General features: G+C 48.9%; 3 protein-coding genes. All 3 read left to right on the top strand.

From position 1 onward, the window contains the following. Positions 1 to 653 precede the first annotated feature (653 nt). Genes srfAA through GXP75_RS16215 form a run of 3 tightly spaced genes read left to right on the top strand, consistent with a single transcriptional unit; the run spans position 654 to position 26067 of the window. Entirely contained in the window at positions 654 to 11426 is a 10773-nt protein-coding gene (srfAA, locus tag GXP75_RS16240; protein ID WP_242557283.1) for a surfactin non-ribosomal peptide synthetase SrfAA, read from the top strand. 22 nt (positions 11427 to 11448) lie between these two features. Beyond that, positions 11449 to 22218: a surfactin non-ribosomal peptide synthetase SrfAB gene (srfAB, locus tag GXP75_RS21685; protein WP_483861625.1), complete on the top strand. Its 10770-nt coding sequence runs from the start codon at positions 11449 to 11451 to the stop codon at positions 22216 to 22218. A gap of 18 nt (positions 22219 to 22236) precedes the next feature. After that, the gene (locus GXP75_RS16215; protein ID WP_242557282.1) at positions 22237 to 26067 is read left to right on the top strand and encodes a non-ribosomal peptide synthetase; all 3831 of its coding nucleotides are present in this window, start codon (positions 22237 to 22239) and stop codon (positions 26065 to 26067) included. The last annotated feature ends 7 nt before the right edge of the window (positions 26068 to 26074 follow it).

Below are 26074 nucleotides of genomic sequence, written 5' to 3'. Positions count from 1 at the left end.
TTTTTTGATGTTTACGATGAAAAGACAGATTTATGGCTCCGGAGGACAATTCATAGCAATTGACTCGGGAAATATATAAGGCGACATTTCGGTTTTTGCGCCCTGGATGGAATTATTGTCCAGAATGTAAACAGCTTAAAGCTGAGGTACCTATAGACAAAGTCTATAGGTAAAAGTAGTGTGTGTTTTCTGTTAAATGTGTTTATGGAAATAATTGCGGTATACCGCAAAAATATTCCTGTAAATGAACTGGATTTTTGCGGCATGCCGCATGAAACTTTTCACCCATTTTTCGGTGATAAAAACAATATTTTCATTTAAAGTGAACGTTAGTAAGGATAAAAATATAGAAGAAAAAGAAGAATTAGGTAAACTTTTTTAACTTAGGGACTCGGCGCTTTGCGGTCTTGAAGCCGCTGGAAAATTAGCGGCAGGTTGATAGGTTGCAAAGGCATTCGGGTCCCTCCGTTATAGATACGGGGCGGGCTTTTTTCTGCACATAAAGCAGCCTTTTGTTTGAATGACGGCTTTGCGGGATGTAGTTCTTTTGACTCTTGTATTGTTTGAATCAATAGGCGGAGAACGGATGAGGGGATAAGTAGCAAATGAAGAGCAATGTTCACAATCTATTGGAATTAAGGGAGGCGCAAAATATGGAAATGACTTTTTACCCTTTAACGGATGCACAAAAACGAATTTGGTACACAGAAAAGTTTTATCCAAACACTAGTATTTCTAATCTGGCTGGTTTTGGTAAGCTCATTTCAGATGAGGGAGTAGATTGGAAGCTTGTAGAAAAGGCGATTCAAGAGTTTATCCGCAGAAATGAGTCTATGCGGCTTCGCTTGAGACTGGATGAGGATGAGGAGCCTGTTCAGTATGTAAGCGAGTACCAGCCTTTGGAAATAGAGCATACAGATATCAATGAAGGCGGATATTCAAAGGAATCACTATCTCAGTGGGGACGGGAAGAGGTCAAAAAACCGCTTGCATTATATGACAGCCCATTATTTCGGTTCGCTCTGTTTACCATTAGTGAGAATGAGGTCTGGTTTTATGTAAATGTTCATCATGTGATTTCTGACGGGATTTCAATGACAATCCTTGGCAATACAATTACAGATATTTATTTAGAGTTGGCAGCCGGCACTGTCGATAATGAAAGCGGAACTCCTTCATTTATCGAGCATGTGATGTCAGAACAGAATTATGTTCAGTCAAAGCGGTTTGAAAAAGATAAGGCGTTTTGGACCGGCCAGTATGAAACCATTCCAGAGCTTGTTTCGCTGAAACGTAATGCTTCCTCTCAACAAGGACTTGATGCCAGCAGGCTGTCCAGAGAGGTAGATCAAGAGGTACATAAGCGTATTCAGTCATTTTGTGAGACTCATAAAGTCAGTGTGCTTTCGCTGTTCCAATCGGCTCTTGCCGCCTATCTGTACAGAGTGACCGGGCAGAATGACGTGGTAACGGGAACGTTCATGGGAAACCGGACGAACGCAAAAGAAAAGCAAATGCTCGGCATGTTTGTTTCTACGATTCCGATGCGGACAAGCGTGAATGGCGATCAGGCGTTTTTAGACTTTGTGAAAGAGCGGATGAAAGATTTGATGAAGGTTCTGCGCCATCAAAAGTATCCGTATAATCTGCTGATTAACAATTTGCGTGAGACTCAAAGTTCTTTGAACAAACTGTTTACGGTTTCGCTTGAATATCAAGTGATGCAGTGGCAGAAAAAAGAGAATCTTTCCTTTTTGACTGATCCTATTTTCAGCGGGAGCGGTACGAATGACATTTCGATTCATGTAAAGGAACGATGGGATACTGGAAAGCTGACAATTGATATGGATTATCGCAGTGATTTGTTTACTCCGGGTGAAATGGAGTTGATCTTGGGTCGAATCATCACGTTGCTGGAAGATGCGCTTTTGCATCCTGAACGTATGATTGATGATTTGAAACTTATTCCTGATGATGAGAAAGAAAGGCTGCTTTTGCAAGCTGGCGGTAAACAAGTTCATTATCGTAAGGAGATGACGATTCCGGCTCTTTTTAAAGAAAAGGCGGAGGCGCTTGCTGATGACCCTGCGGTTGTGTTTGGAGAGAAAAAATTGTCCTATAGAACGTTACATGAACAGTCCGATCGCATAGCGAAAAGACTCAGAAAGCAAGGGGTCGGAGCGGACAGTCCGGTTGCCGTCTTGCTGGAACGGTCAGAGCGGGTCATTGTAGCGATTATGGGTATTTTGAAAGCCGGCGGCGCTTATGTTCCGATTGATCCTGATTTCCCGTCTGACCGCATTCAGTATATTTTGAAAGACAGCGGTGCTGCAGCTGTTCTGACGGAATCACATCTGGAAGCTCCTGAAACATCTGCTGAACTGATTGATTTTGATCAAGCACTGGCTGGGGAAACCGGCGGAGAGCTGCCTGAATATGGTGAGGCTCATGATTTGGCTTACATCATATACACGTCGGGAACAACGGGCCGGCCGAAAGGTGTCATGATTGAGCATCGTCAGGTTCACCATTTGGTTCAGTCACTGCAGCAGGAGATTTATCAGAGCGGCGATCAAACTTTGCGAATGGCTTTATTGGCGCCGTTCCATTTCGATGCTTCTGTTAAACAGATTTTTGCGGCGCTGCTTTTAGGGCAGACGCTTTATATTGTGCCGAAGAGAACGGTGACAAACGGTGCGGCCCTGGCTGACTATTATCGGACGCATCGCATTGAAGCAACTGACGGAACGCCTGCTCACTTACAAATGCTTATCGCAGCTGGAGATGTCACCGGCATTGAGCTGCGCCATCTCCTGATCGGCGGAGAAGGCTTATCCGCTGTTGTGGCGAATCAATTGGCAAACCTCTTTAAGCAGGCGGGTCTGGAACCCCGTTTAACAAACGTGTACGGCCCGACTGAAACGTGTGTGGATGCGTCTGTTCACGCTGTTCTATCAGCTAAATCTGCGGATACGCAAGCCGCATATGTTCCGATCGGCAAAGCTTTAGGAAATAATCGCTTGTATATATTGGATAAAAATGGCCGCTTGCAGGCGGAGGGCATAGACGGAGAACTTTATATTGCTGGAGACGGAGTAGGCCGCGGCTACATGAATATGCCGGAAGCCACCGCTGAAAAATTCTTGAACGACCCATTTGTACCTGGGGAAAAAATGTACCGGACTGGAGATGTTGCGCGCTGGCTTCCGGACGGAACGGTTGAATATATTGGCAGGGAAGACGACCAGGTCAAAGTCCGGGGCTACCGGATTGAGCTTGGAGAAATCGAAACCGTGCTGCAGCAGGCGCCTCAAGCTGCAAAAGCAGTGGTGCTCGCCAGACCGGATGAACAAGGAAATCTTGAAGTGTGCGCGTACATCGTGCAGAAGCCGGAATATGAATTTGCTCCTGCCGAGTACAGGGAGTATGCAGCCAAACGGCTTCCTGACTACATGGTGCCGGCTTATTTTGCCGACATACAGGAAATTCCGCTGACGCCAAGCGGCAAAGTGGACCGTCAAAAGCTTTTTGCGCTTGATGTGAAGGCGGTTAGCGCAACAGCGTATGCCCCGCCGAGAAATGATATGGAAAAAGCGCTGGCTGATATTTGGCAGGATGTGCTGAATGTCGAGGCTGCGGGTATTTATGACAATTTCTTTGAAACGGGCGGACATTCTCTTAAAGCGATGACGCTTTTAACAAAGATTCATAAACAAATCGGCATTGAGATTCCGCTGCAATATTTGTTTGAGCAGCCGACAATCGCAGCTCTTGCCGACTTCGCTTCAGATGCTGAAAAACAAGAGTTTGCCGCAATAAAATCAGCAGAAGAGCAAGAGCATTATCCGCTTTCTCTTGCTCAGCAGCGGACATACATTGTCAGCCAGTTTGAAGATGCTGGGATCGGCTACAACATGCCGGCAGCGGCCATCGCAGAGGGGCCTTTAGATATTGCGAAGCTGGAACGCTCGTTTCAAGCATTAATCAGGAGGCATGAATCACTCAGAACCTCTTTTATTCTGGAAGGCAGTACGCCGAGACAAAAAATTCACACGGACGTTCCGTTTCAGATCGAAGTCATTGATGGAGAAGGCAGATCGAATGAGTCGGTGATGACTTCCTTTGTCCGCCAATTTGATCTGTCACAGGCGCCATTATTCAGAATCGGACTAGTGAAGCTTGAAGAAAACCGCCATATGCTGCTGTTTGATATGCACCATCTTATTTCTGACGGAGTTTCCATCGGCATCATTCTGGAGGATCTGGCCCGGATATACGGAGGCGGCCAGCTGCCTGAGCTGCGTCTGCAATATAAGGATTATGCGGTGTGGCAAAGCGGACAGGCGTCTGAAGGATACCAAAAGGAAAGAACATATTGGAAGGAAGCTTTTGCGGGCGAGCTGCCTGTGCTTCAGCTGCTTTCAGATTATCCGAGACCGCCCGTACAAAGCTTTGAAGGTGACCGGGTGTCAATTAGGCTTGACGGAGATTTGAAGAAACGGCTGCACCATCTGGCAGAGAAAAATGGAGCTACCCTTTATATGGTGATGCTGTCCGCCTACTATACGATGCTGGCCAAGTATACGGGTCAGGAGGATATCATCGTCGGTACGCCGTCAGCCGGAAGACATCATTCAGATACAGAAGGAATTGTGGGGATGTTCGTCAATACGCTTGCGATCAGAAGCGAGGTAAAACGGGGTGAGTCCTTTATCAGCCTTCTAAAGAATGTCCGACAGCAAGTGCTTGACGCTTTTGCTCATCAAAATTATCCGTTTGAATGGCTGGTCGAGGAGCTGAATATTCCTCGGGATTTAAGCAGACATCCTTTGTTTGATACGATGTTCAGCTTACAGAATGCAACCGAAGGCATCCCTGCGGTGGGCGACTTGACGTTATCCATACACGAGACCAATTTCAATATTGCAAAATTTGATCTGACGCTTCAAGCCAAGGAAACCGATCAAGGCATTGAGATTGATTTGGATTACAGCACAAAACTGTTTAAACAAAGCACGGCAGAGCGTATGCTGACGCATTTTTCTAATCTGCTGGAAAGCGCGGCGGCCGAGCCCGAGAAAAAGATCGCGCACTATCAGCTTCTTTGTGATGCGGAGGCGGTTCATCAGGTTCAGCAATTTAATCAAGAAAGAACGCCATATCCGAAAGAGAAGACTATCGTACAGATGTTTGAGGAACAAGCTTCTAAATTACCGGATCAGCCCGCGCTTCAATATGAAGGCGAGACACTGACGTACGCAGAGCTGAATCGTCAGGCCAATCAGCTTGCACGGCATATTCTGACGGTTGGGGCTGGTGACGGACGGCCGGCGGCTGTTCTGTTTGAACGGTCAATGGACATGGTTGTTTCTATTCTGGCTGTATTAAAATCCGGTTCCGCTTATGTGCCGATTGATCCGGAACATCCGATACAACGTATTCGCCATTTCTTCAATGACAGCGGAGCGAAGGTGCTTTTGACACAGCGGAGTTTGAAGCCGCTTGCGGAAGAAGCGGGTTTTGAAGGCGTGATTGTGCTGGCTGATGACGAGGCGAGCTATCATACAGATGCCTCTGATGTGCTGCTGCCGTTTGATTCGAATACGTTGGCGAATCTGACGTACACATCCGGTACGACAGGAACGCCAAAAGGGAATAAGGTGACACATGCCAATATTCTTCGCACGGTCAAGCAAACGAACTACATTGACATTACTGAAAAAGATACGATTCTCGGTCTTTCAAATTATGTATTCGATGCCTTTATGTTTGATATGTTCGGCGCTCTTTTGAACGGAGCCAAGCTTGTGCTGATACCGAAGGACGTTGTTCTGGATATGCCGCGCCTGTCAAAAGTGCTTGAAGAAGAGAACATCAGTATTCTCATGATTACCACAGCGCTGTTCCACCTGCTGGTTGATCTGAACCCATCGTGCCTGTCAAATATCCGCAAGATTATGTTTGGCGGAGAACGGGCGTCCGTCGACCATGTCAAGAAGGCGCTGCAAACCGTTGGCAAAGGCAAGCTGCTTCACATGTACGGACCGTCGGAAAGCACTGTATTCGCGACATACCACCCGGTTGATGAGATTGAAGAACATACCCTTTCCATCCCAATCGGCAAGCCTGTCAGCAATACAGAGGTGTATATCCTTGATCCGTCAGGCAGAGTGCAGCCGGTCGGCGTTGCTGGTGAATTATGCGTCAGCGGAGAGGGGCTTGTCCAAGGTTACTACAACCGCCCTGAACTGACTGAGGAAAAATTTGTGCCGCATCCGTTTAAAGACGGAGAACGCATGTATAAAACAGGTGACTTGGCCAGATGGCTTCCGAATGGCGATATCGAATTTATCGGGCGGATTGACCATCAGGTAAAAATTCGCGGACAGCGGATCGAGCTGGGAGAAATTGAGCACCAGCTGCAAAGCCATGACCGTGTTCAGGAAAGCATTGTTCTTGCTGTCGATCAAGGCGCAGGAGACAAACTGCTTTGCGCTTACTTTGTCGGACAGGGAGAAATCTCGAGCCAGGAGCTGAGAGAGCATACGGCGAAGGATCTGCCTGCTTATATGATTCCGGCTGTTTTTATCCAAATGGATGAGCTGCCGCTGACGGGGAACGGGAAAATCGACCGCAGAGCGCTTCCGGTTCCTGATGTGAACGTATCTGCCGGTGTGTCATATGTTGCTCCGCGAAATGAAACAGAACAAAAAGTGGCGGATATTTGGACTGAAGTGCTTCAGGTTGAACAGGTCGGAGTTTATGACCAATTCTTTGAAATCGGCGGCCATTCTTTAGCCGGTATGAAGCTGTTAGCTCTGATTCATCAGGAATTTGGGGCGGAGCTGACATTAAAGGAGCTATTCCAGTCTCCGACAGTGGAGGGCTTAGCGCAAGCGATCGTATCTGCCGATAAGGAGACAGCCGTCCACATTGCTCCGGCGAAGAAACAAGAAACCTATCCCGTTTCTTCTCCGCAAAAACGGATGTACGTCCTGCAGCAGCTGGAAGGAGCCGAAAAAAGCTACAATATGCCGTCGGTTCTGCGACTGAAGGGCGAGCTGGATATTGAAAAGCTCAACCGTGTCATGAAACAGCTGATTGACCGTCACGAGGCCTTCAGAACAACCTTTGAAATCAAAGATGGAGAAACCGTGCAGCGCATTTGGGACAAGGCTGAGTTTGAAATGGAATATACAGAAGCCGCTGAAAAGGAAACGGAACGTATCATTGACGCGTTTATCCGTCCGTTCAAATTGGATCAGCTGCCTTTGGTCAGAATGGCGCTCATCAAGCTTTCTGATGCAGAGCATTTGCTGTTGTTTGATATGCATCATATTATATCCGACGGTGCGTCTGTCGGCGTATTGATTGAAGAAATGTCGCAGCTCTATGCAGGAGAAACGTTGGAGCCGCTCCGCATTCAGTATAAAGATTATTCGGTGTGGCAGCAGCAGTTTATCCAGTCTGAACTGTACCGGAATCAAGAGGATCATTGGCTTAAGGAGCTTGACGGGGAACTGCCTGTTTTGACGCTTCCGACGGATTACAGCCGCCCTGCTGTTCAGAGCTTTGAAGGGGACCGAATCACATTCTCATTGGAAGACCGGCAGACACATGCCCTCCGCAAACTGGCGAAGGAAACCGGTTCAACCATGTATATGGTTCTTTTGGCTTCATACAGCGCCTTTTTGTCAAAGCTGAGCGGACAAAACGATATTATTGTCGGCTCACCGATTGCCGGACGCTCACATGCGGATATCAGCCAAGTGATAGGTGTATTTGTGAACACGCTGGCCATGCGATCGTATCCGAAGGGAGAAAAAACCTTTACAGGTTATCTTGAAGAGGTCAAGAATACAGCACTCGGCGCCTTTGGAGCGCAGAATTATCCGTTTGAAGAACTGATCGGAAAAGTTCAGGTTCAACGGGATACGAGCAGAAATCCACTGTTTGACGCTGTGTTTTCTATGCAAAATGCAAATATAAAAGGCTTGACGATGGAAGGGATTGAACTTGAACCGCATCCGTTTGAACGGAACTCGGCCAAGTTTGATATCACACTGACGGCTGATGAAACAGAAGGAAGGCTGGAGTTTGTACTTGAGTACAACACGGCATTGTTTAAACCAGAAACCATTGCAAAATGGAAAACATACTGGCTCCATCTGCTCCAGATGATTACCGCCAATCCTGACCAAAAGCTCTCAAGCCTGTCACTGGCTGACGAAGCAGAAAAACAAAGCCTGCTTGATGCATGGAAAGGCAAAACGCTTTCTGTGCCGCGGGACAAAACAGTTCATCAGCTGTTTGAAGAAACCGCTGATTGCTTCGGCACTCGCCAAGCCGTCACGTACAACGGAAGCTCATGGACATACAGCGAGCTGAACGCCAAAGCGAACCGTCTGGCGCGTATTCTGATCGACTGCGGCGTCAGTGCAGATGACCGCGTCGGCATTCTTACGAAGCCGTCGCTCGAAATGTCCGCCGCGGTGCTGGGCGTGCTGAAATCAGGCGCGGCATTTGTGCCGATTGATCCTGAGTATCCGGATCAGCGGATTAAATACATTTTAGAAGACAGCGGCGCGAAGCTTCTGTTCACACAGGAAGAACTCAGTGTGCCGGAAAGCTACACGGGAGAAGTCATTCTTCTGAATGGGGAGAGCTCCATTTTGAGCCTGCCGCTTGACGAGAACGACCGGGCGAATCCGCAGACAGAGACAAACGCGGATCACCTCGCCTACATGATTTACACGTCAGGAACGACTGGACAGCCGAAGGGTGTCATGGTCGAACACCACGCGCTTGTGAACCTGTGCTTCTGGCATCACGACGCATTTGGTATGACGGCAGAGGACCGCAGTGCGAAATACGCGGGCTTCGGATTTGACGCATCCATTTGGGAAATGTTCCCGACATGGACGATCGGTGCCGAGCTTCACGTGATTGATGAAGCGATCCGTCTCGATATCATCCGCCTGAATGAGTATTTCGAACAAAACGGCGTCACGATCACCTTCCTGCCGACCCAGCTGGCGGAGCAGTTTATGGAGCTTGAAAACACATCGCTCCGAGTGCTTCTGACAGGGGGAGACAAGCTGAAACGGGCGGTGAAACAGCCATACACGCTCGTCAATAACTACGGCCCGACTGAAAACACGGTCGTTGCCACAAGTACAGAAATCGATCCTGAGGAAGGTTCGCTTTCCATCGGACGCGCGATTGCCAATACGAGAGCCTACATTCTCGGCGACGGCGGTCAGGTCCAGCCCGAAGGGGTGGCCGGAGAGCTTTGCGTTGCGGGCCGCGGGCTTGCGCGCGGCTATCTGAACCGCGAAGACGAAACAGCGAAGCGGTTTGTCGCCGATCCGTTTGTGCCGGGTGAACGCATGTACCGGACGGGCGACCTTGTCAGATGGACGACAGAACACGGCATCGAGTACATCGGCCGGATCGACCAGCAGGTCAAGGTGCGCGGCTACCGGATCGAGCTGTCAGAAATTGAGGTTCGCCTCGCCCAGCTTTCGGCTGTGCAAGACGCGGCAGTGGCTGCGGTGAAGGATAAAGCGGGCAACACCGCGTTATGTGCATATGTCACACCGGAAGACGCTGATACCGAATCACTCAAGTCAGCGTTAAAAGACACACTGCCGGACTACATGATCCCAGCGTACTGGGTCACGATGGACGAGCTTCCTGTGACCGCTAACGGAAAGGTTGACCGCAAAGCCCTGCCTCAGCCTGATATTGAAGCGCAAAGCGCGGCATACAAGGCGCCGGCCACGGAAATGGAAGAGCTGTTAGCTGATATTTGGCAGGATGTCCTCGGCATCCCGGACATCGGCATAAGCGACAACTTCTTCACGCTTGGCGGCGATTCCATCAAAGGCATTCAAATGGCGAGCCGTCTGAACCAGCACGGCTTGAAGCTGGAAATGAAGGATCTTTTCCAACATCCGACGATTGAGGAACTGGTGTCTTACGTAGAACGCACGGAAGGCAAAGAGGCTGACCAGGGTCCTGTAGAAGGAGAAGCGATTTTGACACCGATCCAGCGCTGGTTCTTTGACCGCAAGTTTACGAATCAGCACCATTGGAACCAATCGGTGATGCTTCACGCACCGAAAGGCTTTGACCCGATAGCGGTTGAGAAAACATTACAGGCGCTGACAGAACATCATGACGCGCTTCGTATGGTCTATCGCGAAGAACAGGGAGACGTCATTCAATATAACAGAGGACTCAACGAAGCATCTGTAGATATGAAGGTGTTCAAACTCAACGGGCCGGCGATTGACAATGAGGAAAAAATCGAGCGTGAAGCAGACCATCTCCAAAGCAGCATTGTATTGGAGACTGGCAATCTGTTAAAAGCCGGGCTTTTCCAAGCGGAGGACGGCGACCATTTACTGCTTGCAGTTCATCACTTAGCGGTAGACGGTGTTTCTTGGCGGATTTTACTGGAGGATTTCGCTTCCGTCTATAGCCAGATGGAGCAAGGGAATAAGCCGGTCCTTCCGCAGAAGACCCATTCATTTGCCGAGTATGCCGAGAGATTAAAAGAATTCGCCAACACGAAGGCCTTCTTAAAGGAAACAGATTATTGGAGACAACTAGAGGCAAACACAATACAGACGCCGCTTCCGAAAGACCGTCAATCCAGCGATCAGCGAATGAAGCATACAAGAACGGTTCAATTCTCGCTGACTGCCGAAGAAACAGAAAAGCTGACAACAAAGGTTCACGAGGCTTATCACACGGAAATGAATGATATTTTACTGACAGCGCTCGGTTTGGCGATGAAGAACTGGACAGGCCAAGACCAAGTAAGTGTTCACTTAGAGGGGCATGGCCGTGAAGAGATACTCGAAGATATATCCATTTCGCGGACAGTCGGCTGGTTTACAAGCATGTACCCGATGGTGCTCAACATGGAGCATGCCGACGATTTGGCATATCAGCTGAAGCAAATGAAAGAAGATATCAGACACGTTCCGAACAAAGGCGTCGGCTACGGCATTTTACGTTATCTGACAGCGCCGGAACATAAAACAGGACTCGAATTCTCTATTCAGCCGGAGATCAGCTTCAACTACTTAGGGCAATTTAACGAAATGGCGGATTCCGGATTGTTTACAAGATCCTCAATGCCATCTGGACAATCATTAAGCCCTGAGACAGAAAAACCGAATGCGCTGGATATCGTCGGTTATATCGAGAATGGAACGCTGACGATGACACTGGCCTATCATTCTCTGGAATTTCATGAAAGAACCATCCAGGCTTTCAGCGACAGCTTTAAAACCCATTTACTCAAAGTAATGGAGCATTGCTTAACCCAAGATGGCACAGAGCTTACGCCTAGTGATCTTGGTGATGATGATCTGACACTAGATGAGCTTGATAAATTAATGGAAATTTTTTAATAGAAAAAGACAGAGGTGGCATATGAGCAAAAAAACGATTCAGAAGGTGTACCCGTTGACACCGATGCAGGAAGGGATGCTGTATCATGCGATGCTTGATCCGGATTCTTCCTCTTATTTCACACAATTAGAGCTGCGCATTCACGGTGTCTTTGACCTTGAAATCTTTGAAAAAAGCGTCAATGAGCTGATACGGTCATACGATATTCTTCGCACTGTATTTGTGCATCAGCAGCTTCAAAAGCCGCGCCAAGTCGTATTGGCGGAGCGTAAGACCACTGTGCATTATGAAGATATAACTCAATTAGACGCCCAGCGACAAAAAGATCGTCTTCACCGTTATAAACAGGACGTGCAGCAGCAGGGCTTTAATCTGGCGAAGGATATCCTGTTTAAAGTGGCGGTTTTCCGGCTGGATGCGGATCATCTGCATCTTGTCTGGAGCAATCATCATATTATGATGGACGGCTGGAGTATGGGAGTGCTCATGAAAAGCTTGTTCCAAAACTATGAAGCGCTCCGCTCGGGACGCCCGGCTGTCAATGGACAAGGCAAGCCTTACTCCGACTATATTAAATGGCTCGGAAAGCAAGACAATGAAGAAGCGGAACGCTATTGGAGCGAGCGCTTGGCTGAGTTTGAACAGCCAAGCGTGCTCCCGGGCCGCATTTCTGCCGAAAAGGGCATGTACAAAAGTGAAGAGTACAGCTTTGTATGGGATGAGGAGCTGGTATCGCTTATTCAGCAAACGGCGAATCAACATCAGGTTACAGGACCCAACCTTTTTCAAGCTATTTGGGGAATAGTTCTCAGCAAATACAACTTTACGAACGATGCCGTCTTCGGCACAGTGGTTTCCGGACGCCCATCTGACATTAACGGGATCGAGACAATGGCGGGGCTGTTCATTAACACCATACCGGTCCGCGTAAAGTATGAAACTGAATCTGTCTTCTCCGATGTATTTTCAGCCGTACAAAAGAATGCCGTCGAAGCGGAGCGTTATGATTACGTGCCGCTCTACGACATTCAAAAGCGTTCAGCACTGGACGGAAGCCTGCTTAACCATCTTGTCGCTTTTGAAAACTATCCTCTTGATAAAGAGCTGGAAAACGGAAGTATGGAAGACCGGCTCGGCTTTTCCATTAAGGTAGACAGCGCTTTTGAACAGACAAGTTTTGATTTTAACCTGATCGTGTATCCGGGGAAAACATGGACGGTCAAAATCAAATATAACAGCGCCGCGTACGATACGGCATTTATAGAAAGAACAGCGAACCATCTGACACGCATGATCAAAGCGGCTGTCCGGCATCCGGAATCCCGCGTGCTGGATCACGGGCTTGTGGATGGAGCGGAAGAACGGCAGATGGTGGAAATTTTTAACGAAACGAAGACAGAGCTTCCGGAAGAACAAGCCGTTCACAAATTGTTTGAAGCGCAAGCGGAACGGACGCCGGCAAGCCTCGCTGTCGTATACGGGAAGCAAGAGCTGACATATCGGCAGTTGAATGAGGCATCGAATCGTCTGGCGAGAAAACTTATCGAACATGGCTTGCAGCAAGGACAGACAGCTGCAATTATGAATGACCGTTCGGCCGAAACCGTGATCGGCATGCTTGCCGTATTGAAGGCAGGCGCCGCATATGTGCCGATTGATCCATCCTTCCCTGAGGACCGGGTTCGCTTCATGGCGGACGACAGTTCCATCCGGCTTGTGCTGACTGTAAAGGCATATGAAGAGCAGGTGAAATGGTTACAAGTCCCTGCCGTTATGATGGACAGCGGCTCAGATCAGGCTGTGAGCGCCGCTGATCTGAACCTGCCTGCCCGCGCTGCGGATTTGGCATACATTATGTACACCTCCGGTTCTACCGGGAAGCCAAAAGGCGTCATGATCGAACACAGAAATATCATCCGACTGGTGAAAAACGCTGGGTATGTTCCTGTTCATGAAGAGGACCGGATGGCTCAGACGGGGGCTGTCAGCTTTGACGCCGGAACGTTTGAGGTGTTTGGCGCATTGTTAAACGGCGCGGCGCTTTATCCTGTCAAAAAGGATACGCTGCTGGACGCCAAGGGCTTTTCGGCATTCCTGCGTGAGCATCGCATTACGACGATGTGGCTGACGTCTCCTTTATTCAACCAGCTTGCCGCAAAGGATGCCGCCATGTTCCAAACGCTTCGCCATTTAATCATAGGCGGCGATGCTTTAGTTCCGCATATCGTGAACCAAGTCAAACGGGTTTCTCCGGAGCTTTCTCTTTGGAACGGATACGGACCGACAGAGAATACGACTTTTTCAACGAGCTTTCTTATTGATCGGGAATACAATGGCTCGATACCGATCGGGAAACCAATCGGAAACTCCACCGCTTACATTATGGATGAACAGCAGCGCCTTCAGCCGATCGGGGCACCAGGCGAGCTGTGTGTCGGCGGAAACGGAGTGGCGCGGGGCTATGTAAACTTACCTAAACTGACAGAAAAGCAATTTCTCCAAGATCCTTTCAGACCAGAGGAAAAAATATACCGGACAGGTGATTTGGCGAGATGGCTTCCGGACGGAAATATCGAGTTCTTAGGAAGAATTGATAATCAGGTAAAAGTCCGCGGCTTCAGAATCGAGCTGGGTGAGATTGAAACAAAAATCAGTTTGGCAGACCACGTGACAGAGGCTGCCGCTGTCATTAGAAAAAATAAAGCGGATGAAAACGAAATTTGTGTGTATTTCACCGCTGATCGTGAGCTGTCTGCAGCTGAGCTCCGCAAGTCGCTGTCGCAAACTTTGCCGGAATATATGATTCCAGCTCATTTTATTCAAATGGACAGTCTGCCGCTCACGGCGAACGGAAAGGTCGATAAAAAAGCGCTGCCGGAGCCTCAGTCAGATGCCGTGCAGCCGGAATATGCCGCACCGCAGACGGAGACGGAGAGAAAATTAGCAGACATTTGGGAAGGGATTCTCGGCGTAAAAGCCGGAGTTACCGATAATTTCTTTACGATCGGCGGCCATTCGCTTAAAGCGATGATGATGACGGCCAAAATCCAAGAGCAGTTTCATAAGGACGTTCCGATTAAAGTGCTGTTTGAAAAGCCGACGATCCAGGAGCTGGCACAATTTTTGGAAGAAAACAACAAGGAGGAACAGCGTTTTGAACCGATACAGCAAGCGCCTTATCAAGAGCATTATCCTGTATCCTCGGCCCAGCGAAGGATGTATATCCTCAATCAGCTTGGACAAACAAGCACAAGCTACAACGTCCCTGCTGTACTTCTGCTGGAAGGAGAAGTAGACAGAGATCGTCTTGAATCCGCGATTCAGGCGTTAATCAACCGCCATGAAACATTGCGTACTTCTTTTGACATGATAGACGGAGAAGTCGTGCAGATCATTCATAAAAATGTTTCTTTTCAGCTGGAGACTGCCAAGGCCCGGGAAGAAGACGCGGAAGAACTGATCAAAGATTTTATCCGGCCGTTTGAGTTAAACCGCGCGCCGCTCGTCCGCTCGAAGCTGATCCAGCTTGAAAAAGAACGCCATCTGCTGCTGATTGATATGCACCACATTATTACAGACGGCAGCTCGACGGGCATTTTAATCGGGGATCTGGCTAAATTGTATCAAGGCGCGGACTTAGAAACGCTTAAGCTTCACTATAAAGATTTTTCTGTCTGGCAAAACGATCAAACACAAAAAGAAAAACAAAAAGCGCACGAAGAATATTGGCTGGATACATTTAAAGGGAATTTGCCGGTTCTCGATCTGCCGACGGATTATCCGCGTCCGTCCGAACGCAGCTTTGCCGGAGAACGGGTTATGTTCGGCATCGACAAACAAGTCACCGCACAAATTAAGAAGCTGCTGTCTGACACGGACACAACGATGTATATGTTCTTATTGGCCGCTTTCCATGTATTGCTGGCTAAATATGCATCACAGGAAGATATTGTTGTCGGCTCTCCGACCGCGGGCAGAACGCATCCTGATCTTCAGGACGTACCGGGCATGTTTGTCAACACGGTGGCTTTACGGACATCGCCTTTAGGTGAGAAAACCTTTAAACAGTTCTTAGATGAAGTGAAAACAATCAGCCTTCAGGCATTTGAGCACCAAAGCTACCCGCTCGAGGAATTAATCGAACAACTGCCGCTGACAAGAGACACAAGCAGGAGTCCGCTGTTCAGCGTGTTATTTAACATGCAGAACATGGAGGTTCCGTCATTGAGATTAGGAGATTTGCAGATTTCCTCTTATTCCATGCATCATCATGTGGCTAAATTCGATTTATCCTTAGAAGCGGTGGAGCGCGGAGACGAGATTGGTTTAAGCTTCGATTACGCGACAGCTTTGTTTAAAGACGAGACCATCCGGCGCTGGAGCAGCCATTTCATAAACATGATAAAAGCTGCTGCGGAACATCCGAATATGAGGCTCGCTGATTTGGAATTGCTCTCCCCAGCGGAACGGGAAGCTCTTCTGACTGAAGAAACACATTCAGCAGCGGACGTGTCGGAGCATACGACATTTGCATCTTTATTTGAAAATAGAGCGCAGCAGTCACCTGAACGGACAGCGGTTTTCGGTGAAAGGAAGTTGACCTATCGCGAACTGGACGAGCAGGCAAACCAGCTGGCGCGTCATCTCCGCACACATGGAGCCGGCAGTGAAGAGATCGTCGGCATTGTCATGGATCGGACTGTCAATTTGATGGTGTCTATTCTCGGCGTCATGAAGGCTGGTGCCGCTTTCCTTCCGATTGATCCGGATACACCTGAAGAAAGAATCGGTTATTCATTGGAAGACAGCGGAGCGAAGATTGTTCTCGCTGACGAGAGAAATATGACGGCCATTGCCGGTTATCAAGGAGAAATAGTCAATATTGATACTGCTGATTGGCGCCGGGAAAGCAAGGAGCGGCTAGAACCTGTTGCAGGTTCTGGCAATCTTGCTTATGTCATTTACACATCCGGTACGACCGGAAAGCCTAAAGGCGTGCAGATTGAACATCACAATCTCGTGAACTATGTGTCTTGGTTTTCAAAGGAGGCCGGGCTGACAGAAGGAGATAAAGCGGTACTGGTGTCGTCCTACTCATTTGATTTGGGCTACACAAGTCTGTTTCCTGTTCTCTCCTCAGGCGGCGAGCTTCATATCGTGCCGAAAGAGACATACACCGCGCCGGATCAGCTTGGGCGTTATATTAAGGAACACGGCATTACCTATATCAAACTGACACCGTCACTGTTTCACACGATTGTCAACACCTCCCGTTTTTCAGAAGAGAAGCATTTTGACTCGCTCCGTTTGGTTGTGCTCGGCGGAGAGAAAATTATTCCGGCTGATGTCAGTGCCTTCCATGTGGCCTATGCCGATACAGCTTTTATCAATCATTACGGTCCGACAGAAACAACGATCGGCACAGTCGCCGGACGCATTGATCTGTCAGACCTCGCGCAATACGCAGAACGTCCGACAATCGGGCGGCCGATTGCCAATACAGGCGCTCTTGTGCTAAACGGGGCATTAAAGCTTGTTCCTCCAGGAGCGAGCGGCGAGCTCTATATTACGGGCCGGGGGCTTGCCAGAGGGTACCTCCGCCGTCCGCAGCTCACAGCCGAGAGATTCATTGAAAATCCATATTCACCGGGAAGCTTGATGTACAAGACCGGAGACGTGGTGCGAAGACTTTCTGACGGAACGATTGAATTTATCGGACGTGCCGATGATCAAGTGAAAATCCGCGGATACCGTATCGAACTGAAAGAAATTGAAACCGTTCTGCTCGGGGTAAGCGGCATTCAAGAAGCGGTCGTTCTGGCAGTTTCAGAAGGCGGGCTTCAGGAACTTTGCGCTTATTATAAAGCGGACAAAGCGTATGAAGGGGCTCAAATTCGCAAGCTGCTTGCAAAGGAGCTTCCGTCTCATATGCTGCCTGCGTACTTTGTGCAGATTGATTCAATCCCGCTCACCGCAAATGGGAAAATCGACAGAAGCGCTTTGCCGAAACCAAATACGGCTCATACCGGGCATCTCGCGTCGGCTGCTCCGGAAACTGATCTGGAAGAGAAGCTTTGCCGTATTTGGCAGAATACCCTTGGCATTGAAACGCTCGGCATAGATGATAACTTCTTTGATCTCGGCGGCCATTCCTTAAAAGGAATGATGCTCATCGCCAATATTCAGGCTGAGCTTGAAAAAACAGTACCGTTAAAAGCACTTTTTGAGCAGCCGACGATTCGCCAGCTGGCTGCCTATATGGAAGCCTCGGCTCAATCGGGCGGTTATCGGAAAATTATCCCCGCCAAAAAGCGTGAGGTCTATCCGGTGTCTTCGGCTCAAAAACGGATGTATGTGTTGAACCAGCTTGATCGAAACGGCACGAGCTATAATATGCCGTCCGTTCTTCTGATGGAAGGGGATCTCGACATCGCGCGTTTGCAGGAGGCGCTCAACCAGCTTGTAAACCGCCATGAATCGCTGCGAACCTCATTTGCAGAGGCTGACGGCCAGCCCGTCCAAACGATCATGGAGCAAGCTGAGATCGACCTGCATGTGTTTGAAGCTGAAGAAGCGGAAGCAAAACAGCGGATCAAAGCATTTATCCGTCCGTTTGATGTAAGTTCAGGACCGCTCATCCGCGCTGGATTGATCCGCTTGGGGGAGAAGAAACACCTTCTGCTATTGGATATGCATCATATTATCGCTGACGGAGTTTCCAGAAGCATTTTTGTACAAGAACTGGCATCGCTGTATAAGGGAGAAACCCTTCCTAAACCGCAGCTTCATTATAAAGATTTTGCAGTTTGGCAGAATGAATCAGCGCAAGTTGAACAGATGAAGGAACACGAGGAGTTCTGGCTCTCGGCTTTTGCGGGCGATCTTCCGGAGCTTGACCTTCCGCTTGATTATTCTCGTCCTCCCGTACAGAGCTTTAAAGGGGATACAATCCGCTTCAAAACAGAAAGAGAGACGGCGAAGGCGATTGAAGAATTGCTGGCCGCGACCGGAACAACCTTGCACATGGTGCTGCATACCGTATTCCATGTCTTTTTAAGCAAAATCACCGGACAAAAGGATATAGTCATCGGCTCAGTTACAGCGGGCAGAACAAATGCTGATTTGCAGGGAATGCCGGGTATGTTTGTCAATACGCTTGCGCTGCGCAACGAAGCAGGTGAAAACCAAACCTTTGCCCAGCTTCTTGAGCAAGTGAAACATACGAATCTTGAGGCATTGGAGCATCAGGATTATCCATTCGAAGACTTGATCGGAAAGCTTGATCTGGCAAGGGATATGAGCCGAAACCCATTGTTCAATGTCATGGTGACAACAGAAGACCCTGATAAAGAACAGCTTCAGCTTGAAAATCTGAAAATCACTCCATATCAAGCCGATCAAGGCACGTCTAAATTTGACCTGACTCTCGGCGGATTTGAGGATGAAAACGGTATTGGCCTTCAGCTGGAGTATGCGACCGATTTATTTAAAAAAGAAACGGCCGAACAATGGAGCGTATATCTTTTGCGGCTGTTAGAAGCGGTTGCCGCCAACCCTGACCAAAAGCTCTCAAGCCTGTCACTGGCTGACGAAGCAGAAAAACAAAGCCTGCTTGATGCATGGAAAGGCAAAACGCTTTCTGTGCCGCGCGACAAAACAGTTCATCAGCTGTTTGAAGAAACCGCTGATCGCTTCGGCACTCGCCAAGCCGTCACGTACAACGGAAGCTCATGGACATACAGCGAGCTGAACGCCAAAGCGAACCGTCTGGCGCGTATTCTGATCGACTGCGGCGTCAGTGCGGATGACCGCATCGGCATTCTTACGAAGCCGTCGCTCGAAATGTCCGCCGCGGTGCTGGGCGTGCTGAAATCAGGCGCGGCATTTGTGCCGATTGATCCTGAGTATCCGGATCAGCGTATTAAATACATTTTAGAAGACAGCGGCGCGAAGCTTCTGTTCACACAGGAAGAACTCAGTGTGCCGGAAAGCTACACGGGAGAAGTCATTCTTCTGAGTGGGGAGCGCTCCATTTTGAGCCTGCCGCTTGACGAGAACGACCGGGCGAATCCGCAGACAGAGACAAACGCGGATCACCTCGCCTACATGATTTACACGTCAGGAACGACTGGACAGCCGAAGGGTGTCATGGTCGAACACCACGCGCTTGTGAACCTGTGCTTCTGGCATCACGACGCATTTGGTATGACGGCAGAGGACCGCAGTGCAAAATACGCGGGCTTCGGATTTGACGCATCCATTTGGGAAATGTTCCCGACATGGACGATCGGTGCCGAGCTTCACGTGATTGATGAAGCGATCCGTCTCGATATCATCCGCCTGAATGAGTATTTCGAACAAAACGGCGTCACGATCACCTTCCTGCCGACCCAGCTGGCGGAGCAGTTTATGGAGCTTGAAAACACATCGCTCCGAGTGCTTCTGACAGGGGGAGATAAGCTGAAACGGGCGGTGAAACAGCCATACACGCTCGTCAATAACTACGGCCCGACTGAAAACACGGTCGTTGCCACAAGTACAGAAATCGATCCTGAGGAAGGTTCGCTTTCCATCGGACGCGCGATTGCCAATACGAGAGCCTACATTCTCGGCGACGGCGATCAGGTCCAGCCCGAAGGGGTGGCCGGAGAGCTTTGCGTTGCGGGCCGCGGGCTTGCGCGCGGCTATCTGAACCGCGAAGACGAAACAGCGAAGCGGTTTGTCGCCGATCCGTTTGTGCCGGGTGAACGCATGTACCGGACGGGCGACCTTGTCAGATGGACGACAGAACACGGCATCGAGTACATCGGCCGGATCGACCAGCAGGTCAAGGTGCGCGGCTACCGGATCGAGCTGTCAGAAATTGAGGTTCGCCTCGCCCAGCTTTCGGCTGTGCAAGACGCGGCAGTGGCTGCGGTGAAGGATAAAGCGGGCAACACCGCGTTATGTGCATATGTCACACCGGAAGACGCTGATACCGAATCACTCAAGTCAGCGTTAAAAGACACACTGCCGGACTACATGATCCCAGCGTACTGGGTCACGATGGACGAGCTTCCTGTGACCGCCAACGGAAAGGTTGACCGCAAAGCCCTGCCTCAGCCTGATATTGAAGCGCAAAGCGCGGCATATAAGGCACCGGCAACGGAAATGGAAGAGCTGTTAGCTGATATTTGGCAGGATGTCCTCGGCATCCCGGACATCGGCATAAGCGACAACTTCTTCACGCTTGGCGGCGATTCCATCAAAGGCATTCAAATGGCGAGCCGCCTGAACCAGCACGGCTTGAAGCTGGAAATGAAGGATCTCTTCCAGCATCCGACGATCGAAGAGCTGGTGTCTTACGTAGAACGCACGGAAGGCAAAGAGGCTGATCAGGGTCCTGTAGAAGGAGAAGCGATTTTGACGCCGATCCAGCGCTGGTTCTTTGACCGCAAGTTTACGAATCAGCACCATTGGAACCAATCGGTGATGCTTCACGCACCAAAAGGCTTTGACCCGATAGCGGTTGAGAAAACATTACAGGCACTGACGGAACATCATGACGCGCTTCGTATGGTCTATCGTGAAGAACAGGGAGACGTCATTCAATCGTTCCAAGCAATAGACGAATGCAAGATCAGCTTAGAAATTGTGGATCTGTACGGTTCCGATGAAGACATGCTGAAAAGCCAGATCAAGGTGCTGGCCGATCGGCTGCAAAGCAGTCTTGATATTAATAACGGGCCGATTGTAAAGGCGGAGCAATACCGTACGGAAAAAGGAGATCATCTTCTGATCGCCATTCACCATCTGGCGGTCGATGGCGTGTCATGGAGAATTTTATTACAAGACTTCGCATCGGGCTATCTTCAGGCTGAGAAGCAGGAGGACATTGTCTTCCCGCCAAAAACAAACTCCTTTAAAGACTGGGGAGAAGAATTGCTGGCTTTCTCTCAATCAGAGCAGCTTTCAAAGCAGGCTGACTATTGGGAGCAGATTGACGCCGAGTACATTTCTTCGGTGCCTAAAGATTACGAATTGGAAAAACGTCTTGTGAAACATACATCATCTGTCATTTCTGAGCTGTCTGAGGAAGAGACGAAACATCTTTTGACGGATGTTCACCACCCGTATGGAACGGAGATCAACGATCTTCTTCTCAGCGCTCTCGGCTTAACGATGGAAGAATGGACAAAGCAGCAAAAAATCGGCATCAACCTAGAAGGGCACGGCCGGGAAGACATTATTCCGAACGTCAATATATCCCGGACTGTCGGATGGTTCACGGCTCAATATCCTGTTGTATTAGATATGCCAGGAGAACGCGATCTCTCAGCCGTCATCAAAACGGTGAAAGAGGGCTTGCGCCGCGTTCCGGATAAAGGCATCGGATACGGAATTCTCCGCTATCTATCTGAATCTAAGCAGAAAAAAGGCTTCACTCCTGACATCAGCTTTAACTATTTAGGCCAGTTTGACAGTGAAGTGAAGACTGAATTTTTCGAGCCGTCCTCATACGATATGGGCCGTCAAGTAAGCGAGGAGTCGGAAGCACTTTATGCTTTGAGCTTCAGCGGTATGGTCCGCAACAATCGTTTCGTCATTTCTTGCTCATACAATGGAAAGGAATACGACAGAAGCACGGTTGAGGAACTAATGGAACGTTTTAAAGACAATCTCCTGCTGCTCATCCGCCATTGTACAGAAAAGGAAGACAAGGAATTCACGCCGAGTGACTTTAGTGCGGAAGATCTGGAAATGGACGAGATGGGAGATATCTTTGACATGCTTGAGGAGAATTTGAAATAAAAGGCGGGAGCAAAACAGATGAGTCAATTTAGCAAAGATCAGGTTCAGGATATGTATTATCTATCGCCGATGCAAGAAGGGATGCTGTTTCACACCCTTTTGAATCCCGGCCAAAGCTTTTACATTGAACAAATTACAATGAAGGTGAAGGGCAGCTTTGAAGTAAAACTGCTTGAACAAAGCATGAACGTGATGATGGACCGGTACGATATTTTTCGTACCGTGTTCATTCATGAAAAAGTAAAAAGGCCCGTTCAGGTCGTGCTGAAAAAGCGGCCATTTCAGATAGAAGAAATCGACCTTTCCCATTTATCTGAGAAAGAGCAAGAGCAAAAAATAAATGAATACAAAGAACAGGATAAGCGCCAAGGCTTTGATTTAACACGTGACATTCCTATGCGCACGGCTGTTTTTAAGAAGGGTGAGGCAAGCTTCGAATGGGTATGGAGCTATCACCACATTTTGCTGGACGGCTGGTGCTTCGGCGTCGTTGTGCAGGATCTGTTTCAAGTGTACAACGCCCTGCGTGAGAAAAAGCCTTACAGCCTGAAGCCTGTTAAACCATACAAGGAATATATCAAATGGCTGGAAAAACAGAATAAACAAGCATCACTTCAGTATTGGACGGGTTACTTGTCAGGCTTTGAAGGGCAAACGACTTTCGCGGAGCAAAGAAAGAAAGAGAAAGCGGATTATAAACCGAACGAGCTGCTCTTTTCATTGCCGGAAGCGGAAACAAAAGCTTTCACAGAGCTTGCGAAATCTCAGCGAACCACTCTCAGCACGGCGCTTCAAGCCGTCTGGAGCATCTTGCTGGGCCGGTATCAGCGGACAGATGATCTCGTCTTCGGAACTGTCGTCTCAGGGCGGCCCGCAGAGATCAGCGGCGTTGAGCATATGGTCGGCCTGTTTATCAACGTTGTGCCAAAACGGGTAAGGCTGACTGAGGACATCTCCTTTAACGGCTTGCTTCAGACGCTGCAGGAGCAGTCATTACAATCAGAGGCGCATCAATACGTTCCGCTCTACGATATTCAGAGCCAAGCCGATCAGCCGAAACTGATTGACCATATCATCGTATTTGAAAATTATCCGCTTCAGGATGCAAACAGCAATGGAAACAGCCAAAATGGCTTTGAAATGGAGGACGTCCATGTCTTTGAGAAGTCAAACTATGATCTCAACCTCATGGCATCGCCGGCAGACGAAATGCTGATCAAGCTGGCCTACAATGAAAACGTCTTTGATGAAGCCTTTATTTTGCGCTTAAAATCGCAGCTTCTCGCAGCCATCAAGCAAATCGTGCAGCAGCCGGATACACCTGTTGCCCATATCAATATCATTGAAGAAAAAGAACGTCAGCACTTGTTAACGGGCTTGAATCCGTCCGCCGAAAAGCCTGAGATAAAAAGACTGACAGAATGGTTTACACAATCCGCGGAGCGCACGCCGGATGCTCCGGCCCTCACAGCAGGGGGTATAACGCTGACCTATCACGAATTAAATACCGAGGCTAACAGGCTTGCTCACCGCTTAAGAAAAAGAGAAGCCGGCAAAGGGTCTGTCACCGCACTCTTTACGAAACGTTCGCCTGAGATGGTCATCGGGATACTGGGGATTTTAAAAGCGGGAGGGGCCTACCTTCCGATAGATCCTGAATATCCGGAAGACCGAATCGCTTATATGCTTGAGGACAGCGGAGCGAACTGTCTGTTAACCCATCTGCCGCTTCAGAATGAGGCCGGTCAGCTTCCATACAAGGGAGAGGTTGTGTACATTGACGATACCAGCCGTTTTGAAGAGTCCGGCGCTGATCCGGATGAAGCCGGTGAACCGGATGATCCTGCGTATATCATGTACACCTCGGGAACAACTGGAAAACCGAAGGGGAATATCACAACCCATGCCAATATTCAAAGGGTTGTAAAACAGACGAATTATATTGCGCTTTCTGAGCGTGATACGATTTTATCGCTTTCCAATTATGCATTTGACGGATTTACCTTTGACCTTTACGCGGCGCTCTTGAATGGCGGCAGACTTGTCATTGCAGAACAGGAAACCATTTTGAACACAGACAGACTGATGACGCTCATCCGAGATGAGAATATCAGCGTCATGTTCGTCACGACCGCTTTATTTAATCTGCTTGTCGATGCTGGACAAGAATGGATGAAGGGGCTCCGGCATGTATTATTCGGCGGAGAACGTGCGTCGGCCGCCCATGTTCGCAAAGCCTTGCAAACCATGGGTCCTCATAAACTGATTCATGTATACGGACCGACAGAGGTTACGGTCTTTGCCACTGCTCATCAGGTTCAGGAAGTTCCGGAATCAATGTCCGCGATTCCGATCGGCAAACCGCTTAACGAAACAGAAGCATACATCTTAACAGAAACCAGCCAGCTTCAGCCATTTGGGGCAGTCGGTGAATTATGCTTGAGCGGAATGGGCGTGTCAAAAGGGTACCTCAACCGAGAGGAACTGACAAAGCAGAAATTTATCCAGCATCCTTTCAAGCCCGGAGAAAGGCTGTACCGCACCGGCGACTTAGCGCGCTGGCTGCCGGACGGTACGATTGAGTTTGCGGGACGGATAGATGACCAAGTTAAGATCCGCGGACACAGAATCGAGCTTGAAGAAATTGAAAAGCAGATTCAGGAATACGAGGGAGTAAAAGACGCTGTTGTCGTCGTGGACAGAACTGAAACAGGCGATGCTTTAATCAACGCATACCTTGTGTGCGAAACACAAGCTTCTTCCAAGGAGATTCAAGCCTTTATCAGTAAGCAGCTTCCGGCGTACATGGTGCCGCAGTCGTTTACATTCCTTGATCAGCTGCCGCTCACGCCAAACGGGAAAGTGAACAGACGCCTGCTGCCGAAAGCAGAGGCTGATCTGTCAGCCGGAGACGAATGGATCGGACCGCGAAACGAAACCGAAGACATGATCTGCCGAATCTGGTGTGATGTCCTCGGCAAAACCAAAATCGGCATCCATGATGATTTCTTCACACTTGGAGGCCATTCCTTAAAAGCGATGACAGCCGCTTCCCGCATCAAGAAAGAACTCGGAATCGAGCTGCCGGTTAAACTTTTGTTTGAAGCGCCGACGATTGCCGGCATTTCAGACTATTTGAAAAACGGAAACTCAACTGGACTACAGGACGTTACGGTCATGAATGCGGATCAGGATCAAACCATTTTCGCATTCCCGCCGGTATTGGGTTATGGCTTAATGTATCAAAACCTAGCGAAGCACTTGCAAGCATACAAAATATGCGCCTTCGATTTCATTGAGGATGAAGACCGGCTTGATCGTTATGCCGCAATGATACATGAGCTTCAGCCGGAAGGGCCTGTTACACTGTTCGGCTATTCGGCAGGCTGCAGCTTGGCATTTGAGACAGCCAAAAAACTCGAAGAACAAGGACGCAACGTTGAGAGGCTGGTCATGGTGGATTCCTATAAGAAACAGGGTGTCAGTGACCTGGACGGCCGCACAGTAGAAAACGATGTCGAAGCGCTCATGAATGTAAACCGAGACAATGAGGCGCTTCACAACGAAGCCGTTAAGCAAGGCTTAAAGAAAAAAACACACGCTTTTTATTCATACTTCGTCAACCTGATCAGCACGGGGCAGATAAAAGCAGATATTGATTTGCTTACATCTGATACTGATTTTGAAATGCCTGAGTGGCTTCAATCATGGGAAGAAGCCACAAAAGGGTCTTACCGTGTCAAAAGAGGTGCGGGAACACATGCGGAAATGCTGCAAGGAAAAAGTCTTGATAGGAATGCCGAGATTTTGCTCGAATTTCTAAGTGAAGAAACAATCAAGCTCTCATAAATGAATT

The sequence above is a fragment of the Bacillus sp. HU-1818 genome (assembly GCF_022695965.1).
GTDB classification, from domain to species: domain Bacteria; phylum Bacillota; class Bacilli; order Bacillales; family Bacillaceae; genus Bacillus; species Bacillus atrophaeus.
This window is presented reverse-complemented; position numbering and strand designations above follow the sequence as displayed.